Origin of the sequence: Streptomyces sp. NPDC048269, from assembly GCF_040652395.1 — a bacterium.
In the GTDB taxonomy this organism is placed as follows: domain Bacteria; phylum Actinomycetota; class Actinomycetes; order Streptomycetales; family Streptomycetaceae; genus Streptomyces.
This window is the reverse complement of sequence record NZ_JBEZLW010000001.1, coordinates 143,512-160,673: the sequence shown is the minus strand read 5'-3', so window position 1 is coordinate 160,673 and position 17,162 is coordinate 143,512. Positions and strand designations below refer to the sequence as shown.

Annotated in this window: 14 protein-coding genes and 1 pseudogene; 5 read left to right on the top strand and 10 right to left on the bottom strand. The window is 73.4% G+C overall.

Going from position 1 to position 17,162, the window contains the following annotated elements; genetic code table 11:
- Positions 1-34 precede the first annotated feature (34 nt).
- On the top strand, positions 35-1,555 hold the full coding sequence (locus tag AB0D48_RS00810) for a 3-hydroxyacyl-CoA dehydrogenase (RefSeq protein WP_362389437.1): 1,521 nt from the start codon (positions 35-37) through the stop codon (positions 1,553-1,555).
- Positions 1,552-2,139 carry a TetR/AcrR family transcriptional regulator gene (locus AB0D48_RS00805; protein WP_362389436.1) on the top strand — a complete coding sequence of 196 codons (588 nt, stop codon included), beginning with the start codon at positions 1,552-1,554 and terminating at the stop codon, positions 2,137-2,139. Before AB0D48_RS00810 ends, AB0D48_RS00805 begins: the two co-directional genes overlap by 4 nt.
- 346 nt (positions 2,140-2,485) lie before the next feature.
- On the opposite strand, the gene AB0D48_RS00800 is transcribed toward AB0D48_RS00805, so the two are convergent.
- A complete protein-coding gene (locus AB0D48_RS00800; protein WP_362389754.1) occupies positions 2,486-3,034 on the bottom strand; it encodes an Lrp/AsnC family transcriptional regulator in 549 nt (182 codons plus the stop codon).
- A gap of 192 nt (positions 3,035-3,226) precedes the next feature.
- Between AB0D48_RS00800 and pdhA the strand changes: the two genes are divergently transcribed.
- Genes pdhA through AB0D48_RS00785 form a run of 3 tightly spaced genes read left to right on the top strand, consistent with a single transcriptional unit; the run spans position 3,227 to position 6,752 of the window.
- Positions 3,227-4,387 carry a pyruvate dehydrogenase (acetyl-transferring) E1 component subunit alpha gene (pdhA, locus tag AB0D48_RS00795; protein WP_362389752.1) on the top strand — a complete coding sequence of 387 codons (1,161 nt, stop codon included), beginning with the start codon at positions 3,227-3,229 and terminating at the stop codon, positions 4,385-4,387.
- Entirely contained in the window at positions 4,384-5,403 is a 1,020-nt protein-coding gene (locus tag AB0D48_RS00790; RefSeq protein ID WP_362389435.1) for an alpha-ketoacid dehydrogenase subunit beta, read from the top strand. The genes pdhA and AB0D48_RS00790 overlap by 4 nt, the downstream gene beginning before the upstream one ends.
- Positions 5,403-6,752 carry a dihydrolipoamide acetyltransferase family protein gene (locus tag AB0D48_RS00785; RefSeq protein ID WP_362389434.1) on the top strand — a complete coding sequence of 450 codons (1,350 nt, stop codon included), beginning with the start codon at positions 5,403-5,405 and terminating at the stop codon, positions 6,750-6,752. Before AB0D48_RS00790 ends, AB0D48_RS00785 begins: the two co-directional genes overlap by 1 nt.
- Before the next feature lie 166 nt (positions 6,753-6,918).
- Here the strand turns inward: AB0D48_RS00785 and AB0D48_RS00780 are convergent.
- From AB0D48_RS00780 to AB0D48_RS00740, 9 genes and pseudogenes are all read right to left on the bottom strand, one after another.
- Positions 6,919-7,506 (bottom strand): annotated as a pseudogene (locus AB0D48_RS00780) (FAD-dependent monooxygenase); the annotation flags it as partial.
- Positions 7,507-7,564: 58 nt separating this feature from the next.
- Entirely contained in the window at positions 7,565-8,563 is a 999-nt protein-coding gene (locus tag AB0D48_RS00775; RefSeq protein ID WP_362389433.1) for an NAD(P)H-quinone oxidoreductase, read from the bottom strand.
- A gap of 26 nt (positions 8,564-8,589) precedes the next feature.
- Positions 8,590-9,690: a potassium channel family protein gene (locus AB0D48_RS00770; protein WP_362389432.1), complete on the bottom strand. Its 1,101-nt coding sequence runs from the start codon at positions 9,688-9,690 to the stop codon at positions 8,590-8,592.
- On the bottom strand, positions 9,678-11,021 hold the full coding sequence (locus tag AB0D48_RS00765) for a molybdopterin molybdotransferase MoeA (protein WP_362389431.1): 1,344 nt from the start codon (positions 11,019-11,021) through the stop codon (positions 9,678-9,680). The genes AB0D48_RS00770 and AB0D48_RS00765 overlap by 13 nt, the downstream gene beginning before the upstream one ends.
- Positions 11,018-11,887: an NTP transferase domain-containing protein gene (locus tag AB0D48_RS00760; protein ID WP_362389430.1), complete on the bottom strand. Its 870-nt coding sequence runs from the start codon at positions 11,885-11,887 to the stop codon at positions 11,018-11,020. Before AB0D48_RS00760 ends, AB0D48_RS00765 begins: the two co-directional genes overlap by 4 nt.
- Before the next feature lie 325 nt (positions 11,888-12,212).
- Positions 12,213-12,749, bottom strand: coding sequence for a bacterial proteasome activator family protein (locus AB0D48_RS00755; protein ID WP_360897242.1), 537 nt, complete (start codon positions 12,747-12,749; stop codon positions 12,213-12,215).
- An 81-nt stretch (positions 12,750-12,830) separates the two neighbouring features.
- The gene (locus tag AB0D48_RS00750; protein WP_362389750.1) at positions 12,831-15,581 is read right to left on the bottom strand and encodes an ABC transporter permease; all 2,751 of its coding nucleotides are present in this window, start codon (positions 15,579-15,581) and stop codon (positions 12,831-12,833) included.
- A 101-nt stretch (positions 15,582-15,682) separates the two neighbouring features.
- The gene (locus AB0D48_RS00745) at positions 15,683-16,423 is read right to left on the bottom strand and encodes an ABC transporter ATP-binding protein (RefSeq protein WP_362389429.1); all 741 of its coding nucleotides are present in this window, start codon (positions 16,421-16,423) and stop codon (positions 15,683-15,685) included.
- Between the two features lie 26 nt (positions 16,424-16,449).
- Positions 16,450-17,133, bottom strand: a complete 684-nt coding sequence (locus tag AB0D48_RS00740) for a PadR family transcriptional regulator (protein ID WP_362389428.1) — start codon at positions 17,131-17,133, stop codon at positions 16,450-16,452.
- Positions 17,134-17,162: the final 29 nt, after the last annotated feature.

The window sequence follows — 17,162 nt, the reverse complement described above, 5'->3', positions numbered from 1 at the left end:
ACCTGTGGATAAGTCGGTGCGGGAGGATCAGGACATGACAGCAATCGAGCGGTCCCGCACTGTGGCGGTCATCGGCGCGGGCACCATGGGCCAGGGCATCGCCCAGGTCGCCCTTCTCGCAGGTCACACCGTGCTGATCTACGACATCGACGCGTCCCTCGCCGCCGACGGAGTCGGATTCGTGCAGGACCGCGTCGAGCGGATGGCCGCCAAGGGCCGTCTGGACCGCGCCGAGGCCGAGGACGCGATCGGCCGGATCGGTTCGGCGGGCGCCCTCGCGGACCTCGCCGGGGCCGCCCTCGTCATCGAGGCGGTGGTCGAGAACGTCACCGTCAAGCAGACGCTCTTCGCCGCACTCGAAGAGGTGGTTTCGCCGGACGCGCTGCTGGCTACCAACACCTCCTCCCTCTCCGTCACCGAGCTCGCCGCCGGTCTCGCGCACCCTGGCCGCTTCCTCGGCCTGCACTTCTTCAACCCGGCCCCGCTGCTCCCCCTCGTCGAGGTGGTCAGCGGGTTCGCGACCGACCCGGCCGCCGCCGAGCGCGCGTACCGCACGGTCCTCGGCTGGGGCAAGACGCCGGTCCGCTGCGCCGACACCCCCGGCTTCATCGTCAACCGGATCGCCCGCCCCTTCTACGCCGAGGCCTTCTCGGTGTACGAGGAGCAGGGCGCCGACCCGGCCACCATCGACGCCGTGCTCCGCGAGAGCGGCGGCTTCAAGATGGGCCCGTTCCAGCTGACCGACCTGATCGGCCAGGACGTCAACGAGGCCGTGACCCGATCGGTGTGGGAGTCCTTCTTCCGCAGCCCCAAGTTCACCCCGTCCCTCGCGCAGCGCCGGCTGGTCCAGTCGGGGCGCCTCGGCCGCAAGTCGGGGCACGGCTGGTTCCCGTACGGCCAGGACGCCACCCTGCCCGAGCCGCACACCGCCGCGCCCGAGGACGCCCCGGACAAGGTCACGGTGGTCGGCGACCTCGGGCCCGCGGCGGAGCTGGCCGACCTCCTGGAGGAGGCCGGCATCGCGGTCGACGCCACCGAGCACGGGGGCCCGTACATCCAGCTGCCCGGCGAGGGCCAGCTGGTCCTCGCGGACGGCAAGACCTCCGTCGAGTTCGCGGACGTCGTCTACTTCGACCTCGCGCTCGACTACCGGGGCGCCACCCGGATCGCGCTCTCCGCCAGCGAGGACACGAGCGAGCGGACCCTCGCCGAGGCCGTCGGTCTCTTCCAGAAGCTGGGCAAGAAGGTCTCCGTCATCGGCGACGTCCCCGGCATGATCGTCGCCCGGACCGTGGCGATGCTGATCGACCTCACGGCCGACGCGGTCGCGCGCGGCGTCGCCACCGCCGAGGACATCGACACGGCGATGAAGCTCGGCGTCAACTACCCGCTCGGACCGGCCGAATGGCACGACCGGCTCGGCCGGGACTGGGCCTACGACCTGCTGCACCACCTCGACGGGCGCTGTCCCGGCGGGCGGTACGCGCCTTCGCTTGCGCTGTTCAAGCTGGGCTACGCGGCAGGGGACGAAGACGAGGCGGAGGAGACCGAATGACGACGGCGAAGCGGGACACCTACACCCCCGAGACGCTCCTGTCGGTCGCCGTCCAGGTCTTCAACGAGCGCGGCTACGACGGCACCTCGATGGAGCACCTCTCCAAGGCCGCCGGCATCTCGAAGTCCTCGATCTACCACCACGTCACGGGCAAGGAGGAGCTGCTCCGGCGCGCCGTGAGCCGCGCCCTCGACGGGCTCTTCGCGATCCTGGAGGAGCCCGGTGCGGTACGCGGCCGGGCGGTCGAGCGCGTCGAGTACGTGACGCGCCGCACGGTGGAGGTGCTCGTCGGTGAACTGCCGTACGTGACCCTGCTGCTGCGGGTACGCGGCAACACGCGCACCGAGCGCTGGGCGCTGGAACGCCGCCGCGAGTTCGACCACCAGGTCGCCGACCTGCTCAAGGCCGCCGCGGCGGACGGCGACCTGCGGGCGGACGTGGACATCCGGCTGGCCACCCGCCTGCTCTTCGGCATGGTGAACTCCCTCGTCGAGTGGTACCGCCCGCATCCGGGAACCGGCCAGGACCAACTCGCGGACGCGGTGGTCAGCATGGCCCTGGACGGCCTGCGCACCGCCCGCTGACCAGCGGGTGCCACCCCCTCCGGCGACTGCCGGGCGCTTCTGTACCCTGAGCGGGCTTACAGTTTTGAGCGCGTTCAAAACTTCGCGTTGACGACAATTGCACCGAACGAAAACGGGGGGACCGGTGCGCAGTCGCCGTCTCGTAGTTTCGGCTGCGGCGGTCGTCGCGGCCGTCGTTGGTTTTCTGCCGGGCACGGCCCAGGCCGCGGATCCGTCCGCGCCGGCCGTTCAGCAGGTCACCAAGCCCTCAACTACGAGAACCCGGTGAACCACCCCGTAGGTGCTACCCACAGCGCCCCGGGAACGGCCCTCCAGGCCCTTCCCGGGGCGCTGTCGCACGTACGGCCTACTCCTCGGTGAGCGCCGGGGCGCCGCCGCCCGGGGCCGGGCCCGGGGCCAGGAGATCCGTTTCCTCGAAGACCAGCAAGGTACGCGTGGAGAGCACCTCCGGGATGGCCTGGAGGCGGGTCAGGACCAGTTCGCGCAGGGTGCGGTTGTCCGGGGTGTGGACCAGCAGCAGCACGTCGAAGTCTCCGCTGACCAGGGCGATGTGCGCGGCGCCCGGGAGTCCGCGGAGCTGTTCGCGGACCGTGCGCCAGGAATTCTGGACGATCTTCAGGGTGATGTACGCGGAGGCGCCCTGGCCCGCGCGTTCGTGGTCGACGCGGGCGGTGAACCCGCGGATCACGCCGTCGTCGATGAGCCGGTTGATGCGGGCGTAGGCGTTCGCGCGCGAGACGTGCACCTGCTCCGCCACCGAGCGTATGGACGCGCGGCCGTCCGCCTGGAGCAGCCGCATGATCGACCGGTCGATCGGGTCCAGGGGGCGGGGTGGAACCGGTGGGACTCCAGAGGTGCCCCCCGGCGGGACCGGTGCGGAAGCCGCTCCGGCCATTTGTTCATCCGGCATTGCCCGATGCCTCCCTCTCCTGGACGTCCTGCATCCATCCCAGGGCCCCGGCGCCAGTTTGTCCACAGCCTGGAGCCGCCTGTAGCCAAATTGCGCGGACAACCGAACAATCGGTAGGTGAGGCGCCTCACACCCGAGCCCTCCATGCCCGCTTCCCACGAGGAGGTGTACGCCGCCATGACGGTCCAAGAGCTGCCCGGTGCCGGTGCGTCCCACCGTCCCACCCCGCCGCCCGCCTGGAGGCCCCGTACGGACGCCGCGCCGCTGCTGCCGGACCCGGAGCCCTACCGGGTGCTGGGCACACCGGCGGCCGACCGGCTCGACCCCGCGCTGATGCGCCGCTGCTACGCGGAGCTGGTGCGCGGCCGCCGGTACAACGCGCAGGCCACCGCGCTGACCAAGCAGGGGCGGCTCGCCGTCTACCCGTCCACCGTGGGCCAGGAGGCCTGCGAGATCGCGGCGGCACTGGTCCTGGAGGACCGGGACTGGCTCTTCCCGAGCTACCGGGACACCCTGGCGGCCGTCGCGCGCGGGCTGGACCCCGTACAGGCGCTGACACTGCTGCGGGGCGACTGGCACACCGGCTACGACCCGCGCGAGCACCGGATAGCCCCGCTGTCCACCCCGCTCGCCACCCAGCTGCCGCACGCGGTGGGGCTGGCGCACGCCGCCCGGCTGCGCGGCGACGACGTCGTCGCCCTCGCCATGGTCGGCGACGGCGGCACCAGCGAGGGCGACTTCCACGAGGCACTGAACTTCGCCGCCGTCTGGCAGGCGCCGGTGGTCTTCCTCGTGCAGAACAACGGATTCGCGATTTCCGTCCCGCTGGCCAAGCAGACCGCCGCCCCGACGCTGGCCCACAAGGCCGTGGGGTACGGGATGCCCGGCCGGCTGGTCGACGGCAACGACATCGCGGCGATGCACGAGGTGCTGACCGAGGCGGTCCGGCGGGCCAGGGCGGGCGGCGGTCCGACCCTGATCGAGGCCGTCACGTACCGGATGGAGGCGCACACGAACGCCGACGACGCCACCCGCTACCGGGGCGACGCCGAGGTCGAGGCCTGGAAGGCGCACGACCCGGTCGAGCTGCTTGAGCGCGAGCTGACCGCACGCGGGATCCTCGACGAGGCGGGCGTCCAGGAGGCGCGCGACGCGGCCGAGACGATGGCCGCGGCGCTCCGCGAGGGAATGAACGCGGACCCGGTGCTGGACCCGATGGACCTCTTCGCGCACGTCTACGCGGAGCAGACCGGCAGGCTGCGAGAGCAGGCGGCCATGCTGCGCGCCGAGCTCGACGCGGAACTCGACGCCGAAGCCGGCACGGAGGGAGACGCATGACCACGGTGGCGGCGAAGGCGGCGAAGTCCGGGGTCAAGCCCGCGACGATGGCCCAGGCCCTGACCCGGGCGATGCGCGACGCGATGGCCGAGGACCCGACGGTCCACGTCATGGGCGAGGACGTCGGCACGCTCGGCGGGGTCTTCCGGATCACGGACGGCCTCGCGAAGGAGTTCGGCGAGGACCGCTGTACGGACACCCCGCTCGCGGAGGCGGGCATCCTGGGCGCGGCGGTCGGCATGGCCATGTACGGGCTGAGGCCGGTCGTGGAGATGCAGTTCGACGCGTTCGCGTACCCGGCCTTCGAGCAGCTGATCTCGCACGTCGCGAAGATGCGCAACCGTACGCGGGGCGCGATGCCGCTGCCGATCACGATCCGGGTGCCGTACGGCGGCGGGATCGGCGGCGTGGAGCACCACTGCGACTCCTCCGAGGCGTACTACCTGGCCACGCCCGGCCTGCACGTGGTCACCCCGGCGACGGTCGAGGACGCGTACGGCCTGTTGCGCGCGTCGATCGCGAGCGACGACCCGGTGGTCTTCCTGGAGCCGAAGCGGCTCTACTGGTCGAAGGCCGACTGGTCGCCGCAGGCACCGGCCGCGGTGCCGGGCATCGGCAAGGCGCTGGTCCGGCGCACGGGCACGAGCGCGACGCTGATCACGTACGGGCCCTCGCTCCCGGTGTGCCTGGAGGCCGCCGAGGCGGCGCGCGAGGAGGGCTGGGACCTGGAGGTCGTGGACCTGCGCTCGCTGGTCCCCTTCGACGAGGACACGGTCGTGGAGTCCGTACGCCGGACCGGGCGCGCGGTGGTCGTCCACGAGGCGAACGGCTTCGGCGGACCGGGTGCGGAGATCGCCGCCCGGGTCACGGAGCGCTGCTTCCACCACCTGGAGGCGCCGGTGCTGCGGGTGACGGGCTTCGACATCCCGTACCCGCCGCCGATGCTGGAGAAGCACCACCTGCCGGGTGTGGACCGGATCCTGGACACCGTCGCCCGCCTGCAGTGGGAGAACTGATGCCGCAGGTCATGGAATTCAAGCTGCCCGATCTCGGTGAGGGCCTGACCGAGGCCGAGATCGTGCGCTGGCTGGTGGCGGTGGGCGATGTCGTCGCCATCGACCAGCCGGTCGTCGAGGTCGAGACGGCCAAGGCGATGGTGGAAGTGCCCTGCCCGTACGGCGGCGTGGTCACCGCCCGCTTCGGCGAGGAGGGGCAGGAGCTTCCGGTCGGAGCCCCGCTGATCACCGTCGCGGTGGGGGCGGGCGAGGCGGGGCCGCCGGAGGCAAAGGCGGAGTCCGCGGGCTCGGGCAACGTCCTGGTGGGCTACGGCACGGACCACTCGCGCCAGGCGCGTCGACGGCGGGTGCGACCCGTCGTCGCCGCGGTCTCGGCTCCGGCCGTACCCGCTGTGCCCGCCGGGGCCGCTGCTCCGGCTCGGGTCTCGGCTCCTGCTCCGGCTCGGGTCTCGGCTCCTGCTCCGGCTCCGGCCGGGCCGGTGCCGGTGATCTCACCGCTGGTGCGGAAACTGGCCAAGGACAACGGGGTCGATCTGCGTGCCCTGCGCGGGTCGGGGCCGGAGGGCCTGATCCTGCGGGCGGACGTCGAGGCGGCGCTGCGCGCACCGGAGCCGGTGGCCGCCCCGGCGGCTGCCGTGGCTCCGGCCGTCGCGGCGACCGCGGGTGAACGGATTCCGCTCAAGGGGGTGCGTGGGGCCGTCGCCGAGAAGCTCTCGCGCAGCCGGCGTGAGATTCCGGACGCCACGTGCTGGGTCGACGCGGACGCCACCGAACTGATGGCGGCCCGGGCCGCCATGAACGCGGTGGGCGGGCCGAAGATATCGGTGCTCGCGCTGCTGGCCCGGATCTGCACGGCCGCGCTGGCCCGGTACCCGGAGCTCAACTCCACCGTGGACCTGGAGGCGAAGGAGATCGTCCGGCTGCCGGCCGTGCACCTGGGCTTCGCGGCCCAGACGGAACGGGGGCTGATGGTGCCGGTGGTGCGCGATGCGCATACGCGCAATCCGGAGTCCCTGTCGGCGGAGTTCGCCCGGCTGACGGAGCTGGCGCGGGCCGGGAAGCTGGCGCCGGCCGATCTGACGGGCGGGACGTTCACCCTGAACAACTACGGGGTGTTCGGGGTCGACGGCTCCACTCCGATCATCAACCACCCGGAGGCCGCGATGCTGGGGGTCGGGCGGATCATGCCGAAGCCGTGGGTGCACGGTGGAGAGCTTGCGGTCCGTCAGGTCGTGCAGCTGTCCCTGACGTTCGACCACCGGGTCTGCGACGGGGGTACGGCGGGCGGCTTCCTCCGCTACGTCGCGGACTGCGTGGAGTCCCCGGCGGTCCTGCTGCGCAGCCTGTAGCTCCACTGGGTGGGGGCCGGGGCGGGGCGGGGCGCTGCGCGGAGCCTGCCGCGCCCCGCCCCGCCCCTCCCCGGCAGTACCGAATATGCGGCTCCGCCGCGTGGGGTCCCCCGGACGGAGCCCGGGGGAGGGCCTGGGGCGGAGCCCCAGGAGGCCCGGTCGCAGGCTAGGACGGCGGCAGTACCGGCGGGTGCCAGGCCGCGTGGCGGAGGATCGCGCGGACGGTGGCGCCCGACGGGGCCAGGCGCAGGGCCGTGTCGCGCGCGGCCACCGCCAGCGGGTGGTTGAGGCGGTGGCCCAGGCGGCCCGCCCGGCGGGCCGCGCGGGCCACGGCTTCGGCGCGGGGCCGGCGCACGGCGTCGTAGCGGGCCAGCGCGGCCTCGGCGGACGGCCCGGCGGCCAGTTCGGCGGCCAGCACCACCGCGTCCTCCAGCGCCTGGCAGGCGCCCTGCCCGAGGTTCGGCGTCATGGCGTGCGCCGCGTCCCCGAGCAGTGCGGTCCGGCCCACTGCGTACGAGGGCAGCGGCGCGACCAATTCGTGGATGTCGTGGTGCAGGACGTCCTCGGGCCGGGTCGCCGCCAGGAGCGCGGGCACGGTCCGGTGCCAGTCGCCGAAGCGGTGCGTCAGGAAGGTGAGCGGTTCCCGGTGGCGGATCCCCGGCGGGGCCGCCAGTACCGCGTGCCATTCCGCCCGGCCGTCGGGCAGGCCGATGTGCCCGAACTCCGCCCCCGGCCCCCACGTCAGCTCGAAGTCGTCCTCCAGGGCCACCGAGCGGGAGGCCCTGCCGGAGCCGGGCTGGTCGCCTCCGCGATCAGGCCGTAGCCGAAGCCGCGGGCGCGACGAGCAGCAGCTTGCCCACGTGGCTGCTCGATTCCATGACCCGGTGCGCCTCGGAAGCCTCCTGCATGGGGAACGTCGCGTGCACCACCGGCCGCACCCGCCCCGCAGACACCAGAGGCCACACGTGCTCCCGTACGGCCGCGACGATGGCCGCCTTCTCCTCCAGCGGACGGGCCCGCAGCGAGGTGGCGGTGATCGCGGCCCGCTTGGCCAGCAGCGCGGCGAGGTTCAGTTCCGCCTTCACCCCGCCCTGGAGCCCGATCACGGCCAGCCGGCCGTTCACGGCGAGGGCGTCCACGTTCCGGGAGAGGTACTTCGCCCCCATGATGTCCAGGATCACGTCCGCCCCGGCTCCGCCAGTCGCCGCCCGCACCTCGGCCACGAAGTCCTGCTCGCGGTAGTCGATCAGGATGTCGGCGCCCAGTTCCCTGCAGCGCGCCAGCTTCTGCGGGCCGCCGGCCGTCACCGCGACCGTCGCGCCGACCGCCTTCGCCAGCTGGACCGCCATCGTCCCGATGCCGCTGGACCCGCCGTGCACCAGCAGGGTCTCGCCGGGGCGCAGCCCGGCCACCATGAATACGTTGGACCACACGGTCGTCACGACCTCGGGCAGCGCGGCCGCGGTCACCAGGTCCACGCCCTTCGGTACGGGCAGCAGCTGGCCGACCGGTACGGCCACCCGCTCCGCGTACCCGCCGCCGGCCAGCAGGGCGCACACCTCGTCGCCCACCGACCAGCCCGACACTCCCGGTCCGACCGCCGAGATGCGCCCGGAGCATTCCAGGCCCGGGTAGCGGGAGGCGCCGGGCGGGGGATCGTAGAACCCCTGGCGCTGGAGGACATCGGCGCGGTTCACGGCGCTCGCCGCGACCTCGACGAGGACCTCGCCCTCGCCGGCCACCGGATCGGGTACGTCGGTCCAGACGAGGGCCTCGGGGCCGCCGGGCTGCTCGATGGTGATCGCATGCATGGCCCGGAGGCTACGCCACCTCGCGCCTACTCGGCAGAACCCAGTTTCACCGGCGGCGAAGTCGGCGGTGCCGCCCGCACGATGGTGATGAGACGGTCCGTCAGCTGGAGCGGGCTCGCGTGCGGGTCGTCGTACGCGAGCAGGCGGTGCCCGCGCAGTACGCTCACCACCAGGTCGTCCGTCTCCCGTACCGACTTGCCCACCTCGGCCCGGTTGACGGGCCGTTCGATGAGGTCGAGGCCGCTGCCCTGCTGGATCAGGTCTTCCATCACGGTGCCCGCGCTGGGGCTGAGGACGGAGAGGCCCAGCAGGCGGCCCGCCGCGCTCGCGCTCGTGATGACGGCGTCCGCGCCGGACTGGCGCAGCAGCGGCGCGTTCTCCTCCTCGCGCACCGCTGCGACGATCTTCGCGCCCCGGTTGAGCTGCCGCGCCGTCAGCGTGACCAGTACCGCGGTGTCGTCCCGCTGGGTGGCGATGATGATCTGGCGGGCCTTCTGCAACTCGGCGCGGAGCAGGACGTCGGAGCGGGTGGCGTCGCCGACCACGCCCGTGAAGCCCTCCGCGTTGGCCGTGTCGATCACCTTGGCGCTGGGGTCGACGACGACGACCTGCTCCCTGGAGAGGCCGGTGGCCAGCAGCGTCTGCAGGGCCGAGCGGCCCTTGGTGCCGAAGCCCACGACCACCGTGTGCTCACGCAAGTTCTTCCTCCAGCGGTTCAGCCGCCACTCTTCGCGGGTCCGTTCCGTCAGGACCTCCAGGGTGGTTCCGACCAGGATGATCAGGAACAGCACGCGCAGCGGCGTGATCAGCAGGATGTTCGTCAGCCGGGCGCCGTCGCTGTACGGGACGATGTCGCCGTAGCCGGTCGTCGAGAGCGTCACCGTCGCGTAGTAGACGCAGTCGAGCAGGTCGACCTGGCCGTTGGCGTTGTCGTGGTAGCCCTCGCGGTCGAGCCACACGATCAGGACGGTGAGGAACAGGACGAACAGAGCCATCAGCAGGCGCCGGGTGACCTGTCGGAGCGGCTTTTCGACGATGCGCTTGGGCAGTTTGATGCGCCGGGAGACGAGTTTCTCGTCGGCGTCACGGGCCATGGCGTCGGAGCCGGGAAGTTTCACGTGAAACATCCTCCCGAGGCCCACGGCAGATCCAGGATCTCCAGCTCCTGCCCGGACCGGGCACCGTGCGGGGGTACGACGGCCAGCGCGTCGGCGGCCGCAACGCCGCGCAGCATCGCGGGACCGTTGTAGCGCAGCGGCACCGCGTGCTCGCCGCTCAGCAGGACCGGGACCAGCCGGGTGTCGTACGGGTGGCCCGGTACGTCGCCCTCGACCGTGGCCGTGTAGCGGGGGCGCCGGCGGCGGCCGGCCAGGGCGCGCAGCAGCGGATCGGCGAGGGTCAGCAGCCCGGAGACTGCGGCGAGGGGGTTCCCGGGCAGCCCGACCAGGTACCGGACCGCGTTCCGGTCGTCGGTCCGGTCGCCGATGCGGTCGCCGACGCTGTCGTCGGTCCGGTCACCGATGCGGGCCAGCAGCATCGGGTGGCCGGGGCGTACCGCCACCCCGTCGACCAGGAGTGCGGCGCCGGCCCGGCGCAGGACGGGGTGGACGTGGTCGACGGGCCCGGAGGCGGTGCCGCCGGTGGTGACGACGACGTCGGCGCAGGAGGTGGTGACGGCCTCGAGCAGGGCTTCGGCCCCGGCTGGGTCGTCGCCGAGCCGCCGTGTGCCGATGACCTCGGCGCCGAGGCGGGTGAGCCAGGGGCCGAGCATGGGGCTCAGCGCGTCGCGGATCAGGCCGTCGTGCGGGCGCCCCTCGGTGAGGAGCTCGTCGCCGAGCACCAGGATCTCCACGCGGGGGCGGGGCCGGGTGGTCAGCTCGTCGTACCCGGCGGCCGCGGCGAGGCCCAGTACGGCGGGGGTGACCAGGGAGCCGGCGGGCAGCAGCAGGTCGCCCGAACGGCACTCCTGGCCGCGGGGGCGGATGTCCTGGCCGGTGTGGACGGGCCGGCCGGCGAAGAGCTGCGTGCCGCTCTCGCGGCAGTGCTCGCTGCGGACGACGGCGGTGGTGTCGCCGGGGATCCGGGCCCCGGTGGCGATGCGTACGGCCTCGCCGTCCACGAGGGGCTCGGGCCGCTCGGAGCCGGCCAGCACCCCGTCGCCGGCGCGGACGGTCCACGGGCCGGGACCGGCGACGGCCCAGCCGTCCATGGCGGAGGTGTCGAAGGAGGGCAGGTCGGTCAGGGCGTCCAGGGGCTCGGCCAGGACCTCGCCGAGGGCGTCCGCGAGGGCGACCTGGTGGGTACGGGACCGCACCCCGCTGCCGGCGTGGACGGCGATGTCCCGGGCCCGCGGCCAGGCGGTGGCGCGGTGGCCGCCGCCTCCGCCGCCGGGCTCGGGGGTGCGGCTGACCAGGGCCAGGGCCTGGTCCAGGGCGTGTTCGGCGTCGGTGGGGGTCATCCGGAGCCGTTCTCTTGAGACGTGGCGTCGGTCTCCGCCTCGGCGGCCCAGCGCAGCGCCAGGTCGGCCGCCTTGCGGGAGGCTTCGGCGACGGCCTGGGCGGGGTCGGCCCCGGTGGCCTCGGCCCGCGCCGCCGCGTAGCCGACCAGGAAGGTGGTCAGCGGTGCGGCGGGCCGGGCGACGCCGTGCGCGGCGTCACGGGCGAGGTCGAGCAGGGTCTTGGTGTCGACGGGGAGGTCGAGGCCCAGCTCGTTCTTGACGGCGGTGATCCATTGGTCCAGCACGGTTCCATGCTCTCTGATCCGGGCGCGGGCGACGGCGAGATCCTCCCAGGTGTCGCAGTCGAAGGAGGCGAGTGGCTGGGCCGAGACGCGGGCCAGGTCCAGTTCGGCGGTGACCGCGCGCAGCGGGAGCCCCGTGAGGTTGCCGTGCTCGGTGGCGAGGAGGGCCAGCTCGCGGCGGAGCGGTTCGGTCCGGTAGACGGCGATCAGCGGCTGGTCGCGGCCGGCCGGATCGCGCAGCAGCGCGCCCTCGCGCCCGCCGGGAGCGGTCAGCAGGGACCGTACGGTCTCGCGGTCCAGGAACGGCAGGTCCGCCGAGAGCACGAGGACCAGCTCGGCGGTGGTCTGCCGCAGTCCGGCGTCCAGCGCGGCCACCGGGCCGCCGCCGGGCGGCTCCTCGCGGGTCCAGCGCACCGGGCGGGCGGTGGCCCGGCGGCCGCCGACCACGACGGTGGTCCGGGCGTCCGGGCAGGCGTCCAGGACGCGGTCGAGGAGGGGGCGGCCGCCTACGCTCAGCGCGGGCTTGTCCGCCCCGCCGAGGCGCTGCGCGCCACCGCCGGCCAGGACGATCGCGTCGTAGCTCATGCCCCAGAGTATGCGGGGCGTCGTGGCCCCCGGCGGGTCCCGAAGATCCGGGGCTCCGCCCTGCTCTCCGAGCCTCGAACGCCGGGCGGGGCTTGATGTGCTCGGCCGGTCTGAAAGACCGGGGCCCCGCACCCCGCGCCTCTGACGGCAGCGGAGCTTGATGTGCCCGGCGGGGCTGGATGTGCGCGGCCAGGCTGGGTTCGGTGGGGCCGGGTTGTGTTCGGCGGTGCCGGGTGTCCGGCAGGGCCGGGAAGGCGGAGGCGGGTCCGGATCGCGCTGTGTGCGGTTCGGACCCGCCGTTGTCGTGCTGCTGACCCGCCGGGGCCTAGAGGTACGGGCCCGAGCGGATCGCTCCGTGGCCGCCGTCCTCGTCGTCGTGCGGGGCGCCGGGCGGGAGGGCGCGGCGCATCTGTTCGAGCTGGGCCCGCGCCGCCATCTGCTGCGCGAACAGGGCCGTCTGGATGCCGTGGAAGAGGCCTTCGAGCCAGCCCACCAACTGCGCCTGGGCGATGCGCAGTTCCGCCTCGGAGGGAATGGCCTCCTCGGTGAACGGGAGGGACAGTCGCTCCAGTTCCTCCACGAGCTCCGGGGCCAGACCGTCCTCCAGCTCCTTCACCGAGGCGGCATGGATGTCCTTGAGCCGGACCCGGCTCGCCTCGTCGAGAGGCGCGGCACGTACCTCTTCCAGGAGTTGCTTGATCATGCTGCCGATCCGCATGACCTTGGCGGGCTGTTCGACCATCTCCGTCACCGGGACCTCGCGCGACTCGTCATCGGCGTCGCCGACCGTCATCCCGTCCTGTCCGACGATCAGGACGTGCGGGGGACTGTCCTGCGACCGTTCACTCCTCGGCATCTCCATGCCGTCATTCTCTCGCACACCTTCGTTAGCAGACGGTGTGCCCCCGTACGAGCGTGATCCACCCTGCACGGGGGCACGAGATCAGCCCGCCGCCCGCCGGGCCAGGGCGTCGTTCGACCGCGTCACCAGGGCCGCCAGCAGCGCGGCGCCCAGCGGCACCGCGATCAGCAGCCAGCCGAGGGTGTCCCAGGGCACCGCGATCGGCACGTAGGGCACGGAGTCCACGGGCATGTAGCCCATGTCGACGCCCGACCGGTACAGGTGCTCCAGCTCCCGCTGCTGGACGAGGCGCAGCCCGGCCGCCGGCAGCACTCCGGCCGCCGAGCCCAGGACGACACCCATCAGAGCGACCACCCCGCACTGGAAGCCGCTCAGGGTCCGCCGCACCCGCGGGGCCGCGCCCACGGCCGCCAGGGTCTTCAGATCGGCCTCGGCGTCGGCCTGGGCGAGGCCGGTGGCGATACCGGCCGCGCCGATGGTGACCAGGCCCGCGAAGACGGTCAGGGCGAGCAGGACCAGGTCGCTGCCGGCCTCGTAGCCCGCCTCGATCCGCAGGCTCGCCTCCACGCCCATGCGGTCGATCTCCCCCTCCATCTTCTGCCGCTGTTCCGTACGGGCCGTCCCGTCGAGGGTGAAGTACGAGCCGAACGGCGCCGTGCTCAGCCCGGCGGCCTTCGCGGCCCCGGGCGGCAGGACCAGTTCCAGGCCCCAGCCCTCGGCGCCGTCGGGTGCCTGGTGGACGGGCAGGACCTTGTCCTCGCCCGGCGGGTCCTCCCCGGGCCTGACGGCGTCGGCCGCCTCCGGGTCGGTGACGAGCCGCAGGGTGACCTTGCCGTCCTTGACGTTGCGCTTGTCGAAGGAGACGGCCTGGCCCGCCTTGAGCGCGGAGACGGAGCCCGGGTCGGTGACCGCCAGCACGGCGAGCAGCTTCTCGTCGGCGACGACGGTGGTGTGCGAGGCGCTGTGCCGCGACTCCTTGCACCGCCAGTCCTGACGCAGCGCCTTGGCCTGCTCCGGGGTGAAGGAGGCGGGGCCGTTCTCTGCCTCGCGCAGCGGGCAGCGCTGATCCTTGGGCACGAGGATCTCGGCGCGGCCGCACCCCGGCTCCGAGGTGTAGGGCTCGCAGCCCGGCTTTCCGACGACCACCCGTTCCACGTCCGCCCGCTGCGCCAGCGGGAGTTCCTTCGCCAGGGCCTCGCGCAGCGCGGGCACCTCCTTGTGACCGCTGCTCTCGGTGACCTGGAAGATGCCGGCGCCGTGCGGGAGGTCGGCGACGTACTCGTGCCGGTTCTGCAGGTCCCTGCTGTGCTCGTACGTGGCCACCGCGACGGTGCCGGCCACGGCGGCCAGGACGGCGGCCACGGCGGGTGCCGTACGCCCGCGGTTGCGCACGGCGTCGCGCAGGGCGAGCCGCGGCGACAGCGGCAGCCACCGGCCGAGCCGCCCGAACAGGCCGACCAGGACCGGGGTGAGGGCGACGATGCCGAGCTCGGCGATGGCGCTGCCGCCCGCCACGACTGTGGAGCCCATGTCGGAGGTGGTGCCGTACAGGGCGATCGCGGCACCGCCCGCGACGGCCAGGAGACCGAGGACGGGCAGCACCCGGTTGGCGTGCCGGATTCCGCGGCGGCCGGTCAGCGAGGCCAGGACGGTCTGGCGCGAGGCGGTGACCGCCGGGACGATCGCGGCCAGCAGGCCGGTCAGCACGGCGAGCAGGGCGATGCCGGCCAGTTCCAGCGGGCGGACGTCGAAGCCGCCGAAGCGGTTGCCGAGCTGGTCCTCCAGCACCGGCCGCAGCAGCACGGTGAGCGCCACGCCGATGGCCGTGCCCACGACGGCGGACACGGCGCCGATGACCAGGCCGCCCGAGAGCACGATGGCGCGGATGTGGCGCCGGTCGCCGCCGTTCGCGCCGACCAGGCCGAGCTGCCGGCGCGAGCGCCGGGCGCCGACGGCGAAGGCCGGGCCCGCGAGCAGGCATATCTCCAGCATGGCGAGGCCCACGACGGTGGCCAGGGCGGCCATTTCGGTGACCCGGCTACTGCTGGACTCGAACTGCTCCCTGGGTTCCTGCTGGTAGAGCGGTACCTCGGAGTCGGCGGGCGGGTTCAGGACGACGGCGCGGGACAGGACCGTCACGCCCTCGGCGTTGGCCTCCTTGACCATGTTCCACGTGAAACCATCCCCGCCGACCGTGACCAGGTAGGTGTCCTGCAGCCGCATCCCGGATCCACCGGAGGCCCGCAGGGCCTGGTCGAGCGGGGCGAGCAGGGTCCCGGGCGGGGCGATGAGCTCGTCCTTCTTGAGCGCGGAGGGAAGTTCGTACGCCCCGACGATCTCGTACGCGGAGGTCGCGCCCCGCGGGGTGACCGCGGAACCGACGTGGAAGCCGGAGTGCTTCAGGAAGGCGTTGGTGGCGATGACCTCGCCCGGCCGCTCGGGCAGCCGGCCGCGGTCGAGCGTGAGCAGACCCGCCACCACCGGGCTGGAGGTGTCGAGTTCGCGGAGCTCGGTGTCGAGCAGCCCGTGCGTGGTGCGGACCTTGCTGTAGGCGCTGCTGTCCTTGACGGACGGGGCGCCGGCCGGGAGCGCGGCGGGCACCGCGTCCGCGTTCTCCTTGGGCGTCTTCGACGGGGTGTTCGCGTCGTAGCCGCCGACGGGTGCGTAACTGGTGCCGTCGGGCTTCTGGTAGATGGGCCCGCCCATGTCCGAGACGCTCAGCGCGGCGTCGGCGCTGCCGATCCGGCGCGCCAGCGACTGCTGGGGGGAGAGCTCGGCGCTGCGCAGCGTGAGGTCGGCGGCGCTCACCCCGACGATCGGCAGGGCGATCATCGCGAGGACCAGGGCGCTGCGGCCCTTGGCGCGCCAGGCGTCGCGGCGGGCTATTCGCAAGGCCGCGACCCAGGAGTGGTACCAGCCTTGGAGCGAGGAGGTCACTGGCCGGCCGCCTGCCCCGAGAGGAGGGAGTCGGCGTGGCTGCGCAGGGTCTCGTCGACCACGCTGCCGTCGCGCAGGAAGACCACGCGGTCCGCCCAGGCGGCGAACCGCGGTTCGTGGGTGACCAGGATCCCGGCCGCGCCCGCGTCGCAGCGGGAGCGCAGCAGGGCGAGGACGGATTCGCCGGTCTCGGAGTCCAGGGCGCCGGTGGGTTCGTCGGCGAGGACCAGGCGGCGGTCGCCCACGAGGGCGCGGGCGATGGCGACGCGCTGCTGCTGCCCGCCGGACATCTCGTCGGGGAAGCGGTCGGCGAGCTCGCCCAGGCCCATCTCCTCCAGTGCGGCGAGCGCGGCGACGCGGGCCTTGCGGGCGGAGGTGCCGTCGAGTTCGCGGGGCAGGGCCACGTTTTCGGCGGCGGTGAGGGCCGGGATCAGGTTGTAGTCCTGGAAGACGTACCCGATGCTGCGGCGGCGCAGCGCGGCCAGCTCCTTGCGGCTCGCCGCGGTGATGTCGGTGCCCTCGACGATCACTCGGCCGCCGGTCGGGGTGTCGAGGCCGCCGGCGAGGGTGAGCAGCGTGGACTTGCCGGAGCCGGAGGGGCCCATGACGGCGACGAGTTCGCCGGGGAAGACGGAGAGGTTGATGCCGCGCAGGGCGTGGACTTCGGTGGCTCCGCTGCCGTGGGTGCGGACGAGCTGCTCCAACTGCAGTACGGGGCTCTGGTGCTGATCGGGCATGAAGGGTTCCCCCCTGGGACGAACGTTCAGCCCCGCCGCGTGCGGGCGGTACGGGGCCGGCCGGCGGCGGCTGTGGCGGTCGTGGTCGTGGTCGTGTCGGCCGGGTTCGGGGCCGGGGTGTCGGCGGCCTGGGGCGGTTCGGGTGCGGCGGCTCTCCCGTCGGCCGGCGAGGAGAGCCGGACGAGCCGGGATTCGCAGTGGTCGAGCCAGCGGGCCTCGGCCTCGGTCTGGAAGATGAGCTGTTCCAGGACCAGCAGCCAGGCCACGTCGTCGCGTTCGCGGGACTGCCCGCTCTCGACCGCGGCGAGCGCAGTGGCCTTGAGCCGGGTGTAGTCCTGCATCGCCCTGATCGTGGCGTGCCGCTGGGACTGGATGACGGCGCGGATGTCCACGCCGGGGGCGCCCACGGCCATGGCGAGCTTGATGGACAGCTCGTCACGGGGCGGATTGGCGCGGTCGACCGGGCGCTCGTACCACTCGCGCAGTTCGGTGCGGCCGCTGTCGGTGATGGCGTAGAGGGTGTGCCCGGCGGCGTCCTCGCCGCCGGGGGCGACCAGGCCGTCGCGTTCCAGACGGGCGAGGGTGGTGTACACCTGCCCGACGTTGAGCGGCCAGGTGGAGCCGGTGCGCGATTCGAACTCGGTGCGCAGCTGGGACCCGTACCGAGGTCCCCGTTCGAGCAGGGCGAGAAGCCCGTGACGGATCGACATACTCGGTATGTATACCGAGTATGTTCACC